Annotated in this window: 12 protein-coding genes and 1 tRNA gene; 8 read left to right on the top strand and 5 right to left on the bottom strand. The window is 58.2% G+C overall.

Features of this window, described 5'->3' with window-relative positions:
- Nucleotides 1-5 precede the first annotated feature (5 nt).
- The 5 genes from atpG (at nucleotide 6) to U5K31_11870 (ending at nucleotide 4,180) form a co-directional block, all read left to right on the top strand.
- On the top strand, nucleotides 6-896 hold the full coding sequence (gene atpG, locus U5K31_11890; GenBank protein ID MDZ7773422.1) for an ATP synthase F1 subunit gamma: 891 nt from the start codon (nucleotides 6-8) through the stop codon (nucleotides 894-896).
- Nucleotides 897-960: 64 nt separating this feature from the next.
- Nucleotides 961-1,048: transfer RNA gene (locus U5K31_11885), tRNA-Ser, on the top strand.
- A 68-nt stretch (nucleotides 1,049-1,116) separates the two neighbouring features.
- Entirely contained in the window at nucleotides 1,117-2,505 is a 1,389-nt protein-coding gene (locus tag U5K31_11880) for a TolC family protein (protein ID MDZ7773421.1), read from the top strand.
- 4 nt (nucleotides 2,506-2,509) lie between these two features.
- Nucleotides 2,510-3,115: an ABC transporter substrate-binding protein gene (locus U5K31_11875; protein MDZ7773420.1), complete on the top strand. Its 606-nt coding sequence runs from the start codon at nucleotides 2,510-2,512 to the stop codon at nucleotides 3,113-3,115.
- A gap of 42 nt (nucleotides 3,116-3,157) precedes the next feature.
- Nucleotides 3,158-4,180, top strand: a complete 1,023-nt coding sequence (locus U5K31_11870; protein MDZ7773419.1) for a hypothetical protein — start codon at nucleotides 3,158-3,160, stop codon at nucleotides 4,178-4,180.
- A gap of 54 nt (nucleotides 4,181-4,234) precedes the next feature.
- Here the strand turns inward: U5K31_11870 and U5K31_11865 are convergent, their stop codons facing one another.
- The 3 genes from U5K31_11865 to U5K31_11855 are packed head-to-tail and all read right to left on the bottom strand — an operon-like array spanning nucleotide 4,235 to nucleotide 6,446.
- Nucleotides 4,235-5,116: a hypothetical protein gene (locus tag U5K31_11865; protein ID MDZ7773418.1), complete on the bottom strand. Its 882-nt coding sequence runs from the start codon at nucleotides 5,114-5,116 to the stop codon at nucleotides 4,235-4,237.
- Nucleotides 5,117-5,121: 5 nt separating this feature from the next.
- Nucleotides 5,122-5,595 (bottom strand): hypothetical protein, encoded by a 474-nt coding sequence (locus U5K31_11860; GenBank protein ID MDZ7773417.1) that lies wholly within the window; start codon nucleotides 5,593-5,595, stop codon nucleotides 5,122-5,124.
- Between the two features lie 29 nt (nucleotides 5,596-5,624).
- Nucleotides 5,625-6,446 (bottom strand): glycosyltransferase family 2 protein, encoded by an 822-nt coding sequence (locus tag U5K31_11855; protein ID MDZ7773416.1) that lies wholly within the window; start codon nucleotides 6,444-6,446, stop codon nucleotides 5,625-5,627.
- 331 nt (nucleotides 6,447-6,777) lie between these two features.
- Here U5K31_11855 and U5K31_11850 point away from each other — a divergent pair, with 331 nt between their 5' ends.
- The gene (locus tag U5K31_11850; GenBank protein ID MDZ7773415.1) at nucleotides 6,778-8,268 is read left to right on the top strand and encodes a capsule assembly Wzi family protein; all 1,491 of its coding nucleotides are present in this window, start codon (nucleotides 6,778-6,780) and stop codon (nucleotides 8,266-8,268) included.
- Nucleotides 8,269-8,327: 59 nt separating this feature from the next.
- On the opposite strand, the gene U5K31_11845 is transcribed toward U5K31_11850, so the two are convergent.
- Nucleotides 8,328-9,350, bottom strand: coding sequence for a hypothetical protein (locus U5K31_11845; GenBank protein MDZ7773414.1), 1,023 nt, complete (start codon nucleotides 9,348-9,350; stop codon nucleotides 8,328-8,330).
- Nucleotides 9,351-9,664: 314 nt separating this feature from the next.
- Between U5K31_11845 and U5K31_11840 the strand changes: the two genes are divergently transcribed.
- Together U5K31_11840 and U5K31_11835 are read left to right on the top strand one after the other, a co-directional pair.
- Nucleotides 9,665-10,438 carry a DUF3047 domain-containing protein gene (locus tag U5K31_11840; protein ID MDZ7773413.1) on the top strand — a complete coding sequence of 258 codons (774 nt, stop codon included), beginning with the start codon at nucleotides 9,665-9,667 and terminating at the stop codon, nucleotides 10,436-10,438.
- A gap of 96 nt (nucleotides 10,439-10,534) precedes the next feature.
- Nucleotides 10,535-13,021: an MMPL family transporter gene (locus U5K31_11835; GenBank protein MDZ7773412.1), complete on the top strand. Its 2,487-nt coding sequence runs from the start codon at nucleotides 10,535-10,537 to the stop codon at nucleotides 13,019-13,021.
- A 183-nt stretch (nucleotides 13,022-13,204) separates the two neighbouring features.
- Here U5K31_11835 and U5K31_11830 read toward each other — a convergent pair whose 3' ends face one another.
- Nucleotides 13,205-13,837 carry a hypothetical protein gene (locus U5K31_11830; protein ID MDZ7773411.1) on the bottom strand — a complete coding sequence of 211 codons (633 nt, stop codon included), beginning with the start codon at nucleotides 13,835-13,837 and terminating at the stop codon, nucleotides 13,205-13,207.
- Between the last annotated feature and the right edge of the window lie 95 nt (nucleotides 13,838-13,932).

Below are 13,932 nucleotides of genomic sequence, written 5' to 3'. Positions count from 1 at the left end.
AAGGTATGGCCAACTTACGCGACATACGGAACCGGATCGAATCGGTTCAGAACACCATGCAGATCACCAAGGCGATGAAGATGGTGGCGGCCGCCAAGCTGCGCAAGGCGCAGAACCGCATCATCGACACGCGCCCCTACGCTTACAAGATGAAGCAGGTGGTCTCCCGGCTGGTTGCCAACGCCGGCGGGGACAACGTGCTGATGCGCCGCCCCGAACAGATCGACCGGGTGCTGTTCATTGTCATCGGCTCCGACCGCGGACTCTGCGGCGGATTCAACAACAACCTCTTCAAGGCGGTCGAGAAGCGCATTGCCGACGACTTTGCCGCGTACAATGATTCCGGCAACTTGTCCGTTATCGCATTGGGAAAAAAGGCCGACAAGTACTTCCGCAAGCGCAAGTACAAGGTAGCCAAAAGCATTCCCGGGTTCTTTGACGAGCTGGAATTCGCCTCCACTTCCGAGGTCATGCGCGAGGTGATCGGGCTGTTCAAGCAGGGAAGTTTCGACCAGGTACACCTCTGCTACAACGAGTTTAAATCGGTCATTTCGCAGAACCGTATCGTCGAGCCGGTGCTACCCATCGATCCCGAACTGCTGCTGGAGGACCGCGCCTCCCGCGACCTGAAGGGCGAGTACATCTACGAGCCTGACGCGGAGGCCATCCTCGACAAGCTGCTTCCGCTGCACCTGAACATGCAGATCTGGAAGGCCGTGCTTGAATCCAACGCCGCCGAACAGGGTGCCCGGATGACCGCTATGGACAACGCCACCGAGAACGCCAAGGATATTGAACGGGATCTGAAGCTTGATTACAACCAGGCGCGCCAGAGTGCGATTACCACGGAAATTTCCGAAATTGTTTCAGGCGCGCAGGCCCTGAAGGAATCCTGACCGCAGTAGCCGGCCCAGTTAACGGGTACGCCCGCGGACGGGAGCCCGCGCCGCCGAAAGGAACGGAGAGATGGCAGAGTGGTCGAATGCGGCGGTCTTGAAAACCGTTGAGGCCCTATGGGTCTCCGGGGGTTCGAATCCCTCTCTCTCCGCTTTGCATAGCCCCGTCCCTTCCGGGGGGAGGGGCTATTTCATTAGGCTCTAACCCAATCCACTCGCCATGCAACTCCGCTTCCTGCTTTTCGCGCTGCTGCTCTGCGTGGCCGTCCCGGCAGCAACCGCGCAGGATACCCTCTCCGTGAGTCTCCAGGAGTTCATCCGTCAAGGCACGGAAAATTCGGGCCAGCTCGAATTTGAGCAGGAGAAGGTGCGCCTGGCCAATAACCGCATCGACCAGGCCCGCTCGCAGCGCTACCTTCCGCGCTTCGAGCTGAATACCCAGCACGGGGTGGTCCCGGGCGTGAAGAGCGACCGGACCGACCTGTCGGAAAACGAATACTACCTCGACCCCAACCTGGACAACGACTGGGAGAACTGGGGACTCTACACACGCGCGGAGGTGAGCGCCGTGCAGCCGGTTTTCACCTGGGGCGCACTCAGCAGCGCAGTGAAGGCGGCGGAGGCGGGCGCCGATGCGGCGCGTCACGAATTCGACTCCCGGCAGGCTGGACTGGAGTTGCGCCTTTATGAGCTCTATCACAGCTATATGATGACGCGTGAGCTTCAACGTCTGTTGGACGAGGCGCGCGGGCGCATCGAGGAGATTACCTCCCAGCTGGAGCAGATGCAGGAGGAGGGCAATCAGGATTTTGACCAGTCGGACCTCTTCAAGTTTCGCGTTTTCCGGTCGGAGTTTGACATGCGCGCGGCCGAAGTGCGGGAGAATATGGATTATATACGGCGTATCTGGAACTATGTGCTGCAGGCCGATCCCGGGACGGTCTACGTGCCGGAGCCGCAGTTCCTCGACCCGGTAAACAACGTCCTGCGCGAGCTCAGCTACTACCGCGGCAACGCCCTGAAGTCGCGCCCGGAGCTGCAAGGCATTGATTCGGGTATCCGCGCCGCCGAGTTCGGCCTCAAGGCCACCCGTTCGCAGGCCCTGCCCACCCTTTTCGTGGGACTTTCCGGCAGCTACGCCAACACACCCAACCGCCCGCGCCAGAGTAACCCTTTTATCATCAACAACACCAACTACGCCACCGGCGCCCTGGGCTTCGGCATTCGCCAGAACCTCGACATCTTCGGCATCAGTACCCGGATCGAGCGCAGCCGCATTCAGCTCGAACAGGCCCAGGATGCGCGATCGGCGGCCATGGACGGCATCGTACTGGAACTCAACGACCACTACAAGAACGCCAGCCTCTCACGCTCCCGCCTGGAGCGCCTCGATGAGGCGCTGACCACCACCAAGGAGTGGCTGCGTCAGGAGCAGCTGGACTACGACCTGGGCTTCGGAGACACCAAGGACCTGCTGGACGCACTCAGGAAGGAGTTGGAGCTTCGTGTGCAGATCGAGCGGGAGGTATTCGAGCACAATAAGAACATGGCGGAACTTTTCAAGGCGGCCGGACTACCTATCACTCACCTTTCTATGAATCAACCCTGACCCCATGACGATCAAGAGAACCCTGCACCTGGCACTGACGGCGACGGTTGCCCTCCTGGCGGCACTGCCCGCCCCTGCGGCGGCGCAGCAGCAGGACAGCGCTGCCGTTCGCGCCCTGCTTGATCAGCGCGACCGCGAGATCAAGGATCTGGTCGGCCCGGAAGGCGCCGAGTATACCGAGGCGCAGCGTGAGCAGCTTAAGGACATCATCAATGGCATCATCGACTACCGTTCCATGGCGGCCTACGCCCTGCAGCAGACCTGGGACACGCTGTCAGTCGAGGAGCGCGACGAGTTTGTCGAGGTGTTCTCCACCGTGGTGCGCGACCAGTCCATGAACAACCTGGATATCTACCGCGCTCGGGTGGAATACCTCGCCATCCGCGTCAACGGGGACAGCGCGCGGGTGCATACCACCGTGATGCAGGACGCCTCGCGCATTCCCGTACACTACGACATGAACTACGACGGAGAGTGGACGGTTACCGATATTGTCATCGACGACGTCTCCACGGCTGAGAGCTACCGCAGCCAGTACCAGCGCATTATCAGCCAGCGCGGATACCAGGTGCTGCTGGAGGCCCTGCGCAAGCGGGCGGGCAGGGGATAGGAGCGGGCTGAACGAGGTCCATTTTATTCGTATTTTCACGTCATGCTACGATCCGTCCAGAAAAAAGAGCTCGCCCCGGAGGGCTACGTCTACGCCACGTACGGGCATCCCAGGTACCTCAGGCATGCCATCGCTTCCGTGGTCTCCCTGCGGCGCTACGACCGGGAGCGTCCTGTGGCCCTGGTCTGCGAGAAGAAGCACAAGAATATCCTGGAAGAGCATGGACTGACCGGCATTTTCGACGTGGTCCACCTGATGGCGCCCGAGCGCGCCTCCATCGTGGGATTCAAACACAACATCCACGACTATCTCTTCTTCGGCAGGAATATTTTCCTGGACAGCGACATCATCTGGTGCCGGGACCCGGACCCCCTCTGGCAATCCTTCTCTCCCTATGAATTCACCATTACGGGCACACAGGTGTCGGATAACTTTTTCGGGGGACCCAAAAACATCGGCGTGCTGGCCGACATCATTCTGCGCCGCCGTCAGCGCACCCTGCGCCACTTCGGCCTTACCTATCTCAGCCGCGTGCAGACCGGCATGATCTACGCGGCCGACTACAACCTGACCAAAAAGATGTGCGAGCTCTCCTCCAAGATGCTCGACCGCAAGAATGAGACGCACTTCCGCAGCCGCACCCTGGAGCAGGGCCGCAGCGAGGAGTCCTGCGAGTGGAGCATGGCCATGGCCATGTCCAAGCTGAACCTGCCCGTCTATCCCTGGCTGCAGGGCCATACCAGTCCCCAGCTCGACTATATAGGCGACCTGACGGCCCATGACCCCGATTTTGAGTACGTGGTCTGCACCTACTACTGCGACAGCTTCGTCTACAACCTGCGGGGACTCAAATCGCGTAGGCTCCGGCGATTTCTGACGCGCCTGCTCTCCGTCATTCCCGGCAAGGGTGACTACCTGAAAACCACGCCCTTTTGCCTGCATTTCGGCTGGTACCACCAGAAACAACCCTTTTACGAGTTTGCCGAACGCACCTGGAACAACCTAACACGCAATCTGGAACAGCTGAAACGATCGTCGGGTATTTTCAAGGAGAACAGGATTTGAGCGAAGAAGCGTTGAAGCCATTTCAAACGGCATCAGGTGTAAGACCTGCACTTTTCATGGCTTGGGCGCCGGATTGCCTCGGCTCTTCAGCCGATTCAACAGCAGGTGCCAGGGGAAGCCGACAATGACCAGCCCGATCATATAGGAAAGGAAGAAGATGTTCATCGAGTAGTAGATGCCGATGTGCATGCCGATTACGGCCAGGGTAATCCACGGACGCAACCGTTTGAACCAGAGCAGGAAAGCGCTCAGTTCGGTCAGCAGTCCCACGCCCAGTATGGCGGTTGCGGCGGTACGGCTTGAGAGAGCCACTTCCTGCAGGGCATTAAGTTCAAAGGAACCGTATCCTGAGAGAACGTCGGTTGATTTTTCCGCGATCCAGAGCCACAGGTGGTGGCCGTCGACCCAGGTGACGCCCGAGGCGACCAGCTTGCTGATACCGGCGGTGGTGTAGCCCAGTCCAATGAAGAAAATCATCAGTCCGTAGCCGAAAGAGAGCGCCTTGAGCCGATCCTTGAAAAAGACGAAACCGAGTCCCAGTCCCAGCAGTCCGAACCCAACCAGGTTGGAACTGTGGGGGATCTCCCCGAGAGAAAATCGGGTCACGTACAGAAGGTGCAGCAGCGGGAATGCCGCCAGGTATGCCCACCGGAAACGGCGCCCCCGGCCCAGGAATCCTGCCGTTGTCAGCAAGGTGAGGAGTCCGGCGAGCCAGAGCGCCAGATCGTTTCCGAAAAAAATCTCGTCATTGATGTAGTTAGCCAGCCCGAGCGGAAGTACCACGTCGTGTATTTTCCTAATGTAGAAACCCCAGCTCCAGGCGTAGATCAGAGAATAGGCGGCTACAAAGAACTCGAACACCCGCAGGTAGGTCCTCACGCCGAACGATTCCGGTTCCTCCCAATCAAACAGGTTGTACATCAGGCGGTTCAGCATGAGGCTCACCTGAAGAGATTAGGATTTTTGATGGTGGAGTCTGCCGTAAAGAGAAAGAGCGGTGTGCTCTCGACCACCACGGAATCGCCCTCCGCCAGGTAGCCGCGGACACGATGGATCATCCAGCGCTGATCACCCAGGTCACGGGCTCCGAGGAGCTCGCGAAGAGCATTGATGCGTTTTTGGTTCCATTCCGTGGTCTTCCCGACGAAATTGGCGTAGTCGATGGGATCGACGCCCTGCCGGTAGAGTCCCACCGCCTTACCGTTGAGTTCCGGAAGCGTGCGGCTTTGCCACAGCTCTTCCTCAGAGGGGTTCTCCACCCGCTCCACCGTGGCGCGGGTCCACGGATTGCCCGCCTGGGAAAACATGGGAAAGATACTGAAGGGCCAGAATTCCCCCAGGTGTGTGCTGATCAGCAGGATGTTGATCAGCATTGCGCCTCCCAGAATTTTCTTGTGTGTGGTGTAGTTCTTCATGTCGTTTTGTACGGTCCGGAATTGCAGGGTTAGAAGAGACCGAGCTGCCGGGAATCCTTCTGAAACATTTCAATAGACGCACGTTCCTTCTCCGTCAGCCTGAATTTTGGATGTTGCAGCACGTCACCCTTTACATAGTGAAACCACATGTAACGGATCCATCCCATGGGCGAGTTGCGCAGGCGCCTCAAAAAGTGTTTACGGCCGGAAACGTTATCGCCGTGAAAACAGCGTACGAAAAGATAGGAATAGGAGAGGGGGAGTTTGCGGTATCTGCGTTCTCTCCACTTGTTCAGGTAGACGGTGTCTTCCTGACGCGGGAGGCTGGGATAGCGAATCTCCGGGTCGCGACGGTGGATAATGGAGCTGGGACTGCCGTCGGGGAGGTAGCCCCGGTAGGGATGGTCTGTGAGCTGCGGGGTGTTGATGTGAAAGAGATTGCCCAGCAGGCAGCAGGCGTCGTACTCCTCGCCGAGCGACTCCAATTGGACCGATATGCGGTCTGGGTGAAACCAGTCGTCGTCGTCCCAGCACATCAGAAAATCACCCGTCGCCTGGTCCAGGGAGATATTGCGAAGGTCCCCAAGCACGAGGTCCCCGTCAGGGTCGATCCGCTCATACTGCACCTGGTCTCCGGGCAGATCTTCCAGCAGGTCCTCAACGGTATCCTTCCCGTTGTCCACAACCACCAGCTCGCGGTTGGAGTAGGTCTGCCTGCTCCACGATCGGATCGACCGGCGAAGCAGGGCCCTGCGGTCTGCCGTTACGATCAGGCAGCTCACCTTGGGCGGATTCTCCTCTTCTGTGCGGTCGGAGGACGCGGGGAATTGAGTGTCGGATTTCAAATCCATAGGTTCGTTCGTCTTGACAATCTGTATTCGCCGGATGCGTACCCCTTCGGCGCCGGGTCACCATCCGGGCCCGCGCGGTCCTGCAGTTGGGGCTGAATGCGGTCGAAATATCGTAAAAATTTCGGGGAGGCAATAATAAAAGGCTACGGCGGGCCTTGCAATTCTCACCGTGCGCGCCGGAATGCATCTCTCCAATAAATATTTCATTATCTTTCGCCTGATGTTGTATTAAAGTTATGGTAACTCATCGAAACCGAAGACAGGGTGAATCGCTGAATTGCATCACGCGGTCTGGGAAAAGAAGCACACAAACTGCCAGGATCAAGAAATTATGAACTCCATTCCGATTCGTCTCCTGGTTTTGGCGGTGCTGTCGGCTGCCGTGATTCCAGCACTTTTGCCTTCTACGTCACAGGCACAGTACGGGGACGCAAATGGAGAAGATACCGTCCTCGGAGATGTGGCGGACCGCGACACGGTGCACAGCATTCGCTACTCCCTGCGTTCCGATGTGTACGCCGCGACGGCCGACAGCCTTCCCTTCTGGTTTTATTCCAACAGCCTGGGACGGGTTCATCCGGAGGGGGTCAACTTTTTGAATGAGTTTTCCGTGGAGGCGCCGCTCCTCAGGGGTTCCCGCTGGTCGCTCACCGCAGCTGGAACGTTCCTGGTGAGGTGGTCGGACCGCTCCTCCTATCACTTCCCGGAGCTCTACCTGAGGGCGGATTACGGGGCGTTCCGGCTGGATGCGGGACGCTTTGCCCTCCCCATTGGACGCAACAACCACCGGCTTTCGGTTGGATCGATGATGGAGGGCACCCATGCCACGCCCGTGCCGAGGGTCAGCATCTACAACCCGGAATTTGCCGACATCCCGGGGACCGACGGGCACGTCCAGTTCAAAGGGCTCTTCTCCAACGGCGTGTTCCCCGACAACCGGTTTGTGAAGGACGTCATGCTGCACCAGAAATACCTCTATCTGCGCTTGAATTCCGGTCGATGGAGCGGGACGGGCGGGGTGGTGCACAACAGCACCTGGGGCGGCACGCATCCGCATGACGGCCACCTGCCCAGCTCATTTTCCGACTACCTCCGTGTGGTGTTTGCCTACGGGGCAGCCGGGAGCGACAGCACGCCGGACGGCGAGGTCTCCAATTCGCTGGGCAACTCTGTGGCGGCCTATGAATTTGAGCTGCTCTACCGGGGGGAGGGCTTTAAACTTTCCGCCACCCGCCTGTTTTACCTGGAGGATAGCGTCTCCCGCCGTCTCCGCAGTCCATGGGACGGGGTGTGGGGTCTCAACTACCTCCGGCGGTCGGACGATTCCCACTGGCTTGAGGGAGTTACTTACGAGCACATCAACACCAAACAGCAGGACTCCCGGGCCGACCAGCCCAGCGGACGTCAGATGTATTACTGGAATTTTATCTATCAGAGCGGGTGGACCCATGAGGACCGTGTGCTTGGTATGCCGCTGATTACCTTCCGTCCTGAGATCAACCGGCCCTGGCACAATATTATCGTTGCCCACCATCTCGGGGTAAACGGCAGTTTATCGCCCGGGCTGGATTATCGCGTCCTGGCGACCTATTCCCGTAACTATAGCACCTTCGAGCGGCGCAGGATCAACGAGCTGGAAGACAATTTCCGGTCCCTGGAGGAGATGAAGGAGGTTAATCTTTCTCTGCTGCTGGACCTATCCTATGATTTTCCTTCCCGGGACGGGCTTTCCGCGCATCTCTCCATGGGCGCCGACACGGGGGAAGTGTACGGGAATATCTTGGGGATCCGCGCAGGCATCCGATGGGACGGGAGCTTCTAGATCGACAGCCGCTTGGAGCGTATGGCTCCGTACGGAAGGCATCCGGCCGGAAGGATGGTCTAAATCCCCGGCGGCTCTCCCTCTCGGTGGGCGACCATCTGCTCGTCGCCCGCCGTGACACTCTTTCCCCGCCGCTCCTGCCAGCTATAATAGAGGTAGAAGAAGAGGTTGAAGATTTTACCCAGCACGTCATGTGCCAGGAAGAGTCCGGAGACCGGCGCTACGGAGACATTCAGGACTCGGGCCAGCTCGATGTTCGTGCTGGTGGCCACCAGATCCTGGCTGGGAATGAATGGGATGCGGCTGATGATGATCCGGATGCTCAGGAACGTGAACCAGATCTCCAGTCCGATCTCCGGGAGCACCAGGTGCCACTGCAGGATCTCCGCAGAATAGAGAAGGAGCATTCGCAGGAAGTGAATGGAGAACACTTTCGATGCGATCCCGACCGGCATGGAAAAAAGCCAGTCGCGAAAGCGGTAGGCGATCAGGATAATTGCCAGGGCGATGGCGCCCCCCACGGTGTAGTCCCATACCCCGGCGCTTCCGATAACGCTGCCGTCAAACAGGAAATTCAGCGCCTGAATCTGTCCTGTAAGCACCAAAAATACCAGCAATCCCACACCCACCATGGTGGAAGCGGCCGAGGAGATAATGTTCATGTCCCTTATATCACGGAACAGCTGGCGGCGGGAGCGGGGAATCGACTGGGTGGCCCAGTGCAGCAGGACGACCTCCCCGGAATAGCCCATCACGTCCTTGTTGAAAATGCGTTTCTTCAGGAAGATCGGAATGCTGTGCAGGTACGGGGTGCCCCAGCAAATCTTATAGGCCAGCGCCTCGGAAAAGGGCAACAGGAAGTAGATCAACAGGAACAGCGCGTAAAACATTGCCACGTCGGGCAACGCGGCCAGAAACGTCCCCCAGCCGATGCCGGTGAGCTGGTAGATGATCACCCCCAGAACCACAGCCTGGAAGGTCCAGGTTAGGTATCGGACCGTCCGCTCGCCGCGGGGGGACTCCCGGAATTCCGCCAGTTTCCGGCGGTAGCGTTTCAGGCTTTCGGCAAGGGAGTCAAGCATGCAGTGATCTGTGGTGAAACAGGCGGCCGATTCGGCGGTTCCCAATATATATAATAATTATTTCAACCTTAATGCCGGGGTCCTGTATGCGTGTTCGTCGGTCGTTGGCGGGAATCCGGTGCAGCCGCATTGGCGCAGGCAAACCCTGATTTGGGATCAGAGAAAACTATACCGGGCGTTCATACGTTGTCATATTCCTGCATTTTCTATTCACAGCGTATTCTGTATTATAGGTATTCGCTGAAGGAACGCGTCACTATACAGGCCATCGGACGGCAACCATTTAAATCATGAGGGCAAATAGTACGATTACCGTGCACAACATTCGAACCCCCATCCATACCATGCGCATCCTGCTATGCTTGCTTGCGGTTTTGCTGGCCGTGCCACCGGAAACCAGTGCCCAGAAGCAGGCAGGTGCACCGGAACGACTGGCCGACGGCTCCCTTCTGCTGGATGATTTTGAGAGCGATCCCGTCGGGGGACTGCCTGTCGGCTGGTTTGACCGGGACGGGAACAGGGAACTGGTGAATTATGATTCTAATGTTCAGGAAGAGTACAAATACCGGATTATGGAGGAGGAGGGCAACCGCTTTCTACGGTACGAGGGTATGCACGCCAAGCATATCAATTATCCGCTCGCGAACAAGGAAATGGTAAACATCCACGAGACGCCTGTGTTAAGCTGGCGGGTGCGCGCTCACGAGCTTCCTGATAACGCCGATGAAGACGTCAGCGACCGTAACGACTCTGTGGTCAGCGTCTATGTGGTCTTCGAATTCGGCCATGTGCTCTTTCGAAAAGTGCCTAAGTCCATTCGCTATTCCTGGAGCACTACCAGGGAGACCGGCTCGCAGTTTTCCAAGCTCTTCGGCAACCAGAAAATCCTCGTGATCGAGTCGGGTGAGGCGCGCACAGGCGAGTGGGTCACCTTCGAGCGCAACATATACGAGGACTACCGAGAACTCTTCGGGGAGACGCCTCCCAAGCAGCCCCTGGCCATCCTGGTATTGAGCGACGGCGACAGCACAGGTTCCCACGTAATGGCCGACTACGATGATTTCATACTGAAGCCCGTGGGCAACTGAAGACCGACAAGATGGAATAAAATGGTTAAATTCACGCCTTTCATGCAGGGTCATATTTCGTAGGGTTGACAGCGAATGGACAAAATCCTGAATTACTTGCGTCCCCTGATCCGGTTTAACTACCGGAATCCCTTCGGCGTAATCGCCTTTGCGCTGGTAACGGCGGCGGTGGCCGGATACTTTGCCGTGCAGCTCAAGGTGGATACCGACCTGGCCAATCTACTTCCCAAAACCAACGACCACGTTATCGCACTGGAGCGACTGCAGCAGACGGTTGGCGGGGAGACCTCCATGGAGCTGGCCATTCAGTCGCCCTCCTTTGAGGCCAACCGCGCCTTCGCCAATGAGTTCATACAGCAGGCCCTCAAGCTCTACGATCCCGCCACCGAGAACTACTTCTTCAAGCGGGCCGAGTTCCGCAAGGACGTGGAGGTGCTCAAGGACAACGCTCTCTACTTCGCCACCGACAACGAGCTGACCGATATCGCCGATTACCTGGAGTCGGAAATCCATCAGGCCAAGGAGGATGCCAATCCCTTCTACATGGATCTGGGACTGGATGAGGAAGGGGATGAGGCTGCCCAGCAGCAGAACCTGGAGCGTTTTGAGGAGAGCTACAACGACCTCATCCCCGACGAGTATCCCATGAGCCCCGACTCCACGGTCATGGTGGTGCATTTCTATCCCACCGGCTCGAAGAGCAACCTGAGCTTCCTTCGCGACATGTTCGCAAGTGTGGACTCCCTGGCCGCCGTCATGGAGCCGGCCTCCTATCATCCCCAGATGGAGGTGCGCTACGGGGGACGACTGCAGCGTCACCTGGAGGAGATCGACTCCATCATGAATGACGTCTTCCGCAGTTTCGCCTCCGGCATCTCCACGGTGATCCTGCTGGTGATGTTCTACTTTTTCATCAAAAAATACATCCACTACCGCCGCGGGGGTAGCAGGGGACAGACGCACGCCGTATGGAGCCATCTGCTGAGGGTGCCGGTGCCCGTGCTGGTCATCGGCCTGCCGCTGGTGATCAGCCTCTCGTGGACTTTCGGGATCACCTACGCCGTGCTGGGCATGCTTAATACCATGACCTCGGTGCTTTTCGTGATACTGTTCGGTATGGGCATTGACTATGGCATCCACTTCTACGCCCGCTACATCGAATTCCGATCTGACGGGCTGGACATCCCCGACGCCCTTCAGAGTACCTATGACAAGACGGGCATGGCCATCATGGTGAGCGGGCTGACCACGGCCTTGTCCCTCTACGTGCTGGTGCTGGCGCGCTTCCGAGGCTTCTCGGAATTCGGATTTATCGCCGGCTCGGGCATCATCCTGGCGCTGCTCTGCATGCTCTTCGTGCTGCCTTCTCTGCTGGTGATATGCGAGCGGTTCAACTGGATCCTGCTGAATGTGGAGTCGGTGGAGAGGAGGGCGTCCGGTCCCCGCCGCTTCCCGATGGCCCGCACCATCGTGCTGTCAGGTTTGGCCGTGGCTGTGCTGGTTGGGATCTTTTCCAGCAATATTCGTTTCCAGTACGACTTCGGGGAGCTGGAGCCTGACTTCCCCCGCTATGAGTCTTTTCGCGAGATTACCGATCGGGTCAATACCAGCGACAAGCACAACCCCGCCTACCTTCTGGCCGACAACCAGCAGGAGGTCATCCAGATCCTGGAGAAACTGCGCCACCGCATGCGCACCGACACCACCAGTCCCACCATCGCCGAGGTGGAAGCCCTGCCTGAGCGCTTTCCACCCACCGATTCTGCGGCCACGGCTAAACTCCAGCGCATATCGGACATTCGCGAACTGCTCAACGACCCCGTCATCCAGGGACAGGACGACCCGCAGCTGGATCGCCTTCGCAGGGCCGCCCAGACCCGGACCCGCATGAGCATCGATGATATCCCCGACTATTTTCGCAACCAGTTTGTGACGCGCGAGGGCGAGGTGGGCAATTTCGTGATCGTCTACCCAAGCGTGGGACTGGCCGACGGACGTAATTCCATCGCCTTCAAGGAGGATGTGGGCGAAGTGACCTTGGACAGCGGCAAGACCTTCCACGCCGCCAGCACCTCCATCATCGCCGCTGAAATGCTGGATCTGATGCGCAGCGAGAGTCCCTGGATGGTGGGCGCCACCTTCACCATGGTCTTCCTGCTCATGCTGATCGCCTTCCGCTCGCTGCGGTGGACCCTCATCGCCATGCTGCCGCTGGTGGTGGGACTGCTCTGGCTTTTCGGGATCATGATCCTGACCGGCATGATGTTCAATTTCTACAACCTGGTGGTGCTTCCGGCCATCCTGGGCATAGGGGAGGACAACGGGGTTCACCTGGCCCACCGCTACCGCGACGAGGGCAGGAACTCCATGTGGGAGGTGCTCTCCAGCACAGGACAGCACGTGACTATCGGCTCGATGACCACCATGCTGGGTTTCTCGGGGCTGATCTTTACCACACACCCCGGGTTGCAGTCGCTGGGCATTATGGCGGTGATCGGCATCGGCATGACGCTGGTGGCGGCGCTTACCTTCCTGCCGGCGTTGATTCAATGGCTGGAGGATAGGAACTGGATTCGGTACTAGGCAGGTATAGTCCCCTTCAGGGCTAGAATTGGCTCATATCGGATATCCCGCCTTATCAAGTATCGCATGACCCAATTAGGCCCTGAAGGGGACTATACCTGCCCAATTCCTCATCTTGATATGGCATGACCCATTTAGGCCGTAAAAGGACCTGTACGCGCCTGTTTATCTTTTTCAAGGTGTTCAACGGCTATTTTCGAGGGAGTGGATGAACATGAGCCACTGCAGGATGGCTGTACCCGTCGCCACCTTGGCGCTCCAGTCGTAGCCTTCGCCCATCTGGAATATCAGCGCTATCAACGGAGTCAGCAGCAGGGCGATTGCAAGGGTCCTCCAGCGCAGGTCGCTCCACCCTCGGGGCGCTTCGCCGGGAAGCTTGGAATCGAGGTAGATCCAGGCCACGGCGCTGACGGCCACCAATCCGAATGGGAAGGCCAGGAGGACCAGCGGCACTTCCCAACCCCAGGTGCCCCCGACAAAGTTGGATTCCCATCCCGTGCTCACTGCAACGTAGATGACGATACCTGCCAGGAGAAGATTCCAAAGCAGGAAACCGGTGCGGTAGAGCGGCTGCATTCTGCGTCTGCCGTGAAGGTAGAAGAGTGTCAGTGCCAGGGGGGCCAGCGCCAGGATGATCCAAAAGGAGGTGGTACGCCCGGCACCTTCCATCCCAATGGAAGCCGAAGAGATAGAAGGACGCCAGAATCCTCGATTGCTGACGGTCCAGATAAAAACCGTGGTGAAGGCGGTCCATCCCAAAACGACAGCCCGCAGGATGCCTATCCATTTTTCCATGCCGGCCTTACTGTCGCTCATGACAGGTTTGCGATCATTTGTCATCAGAGAGAGGAGTGGGATGGAGGTGGATGTTAGCTGCCGAATGGTTGGACTGGCCTGGAAACACCAGGATG

The sequence above is a fragment of the Balneolaceae bacterium genome (assembly GCA_034521445.1).
Lineage (GTDB): Bacteria > Bacteroidota > Rhodothermia > Balneolales > Balneolaceae > JAXHMM01.
This window is presented reverse-complemented; position numbering and strand designations above follow the sequence as displayed.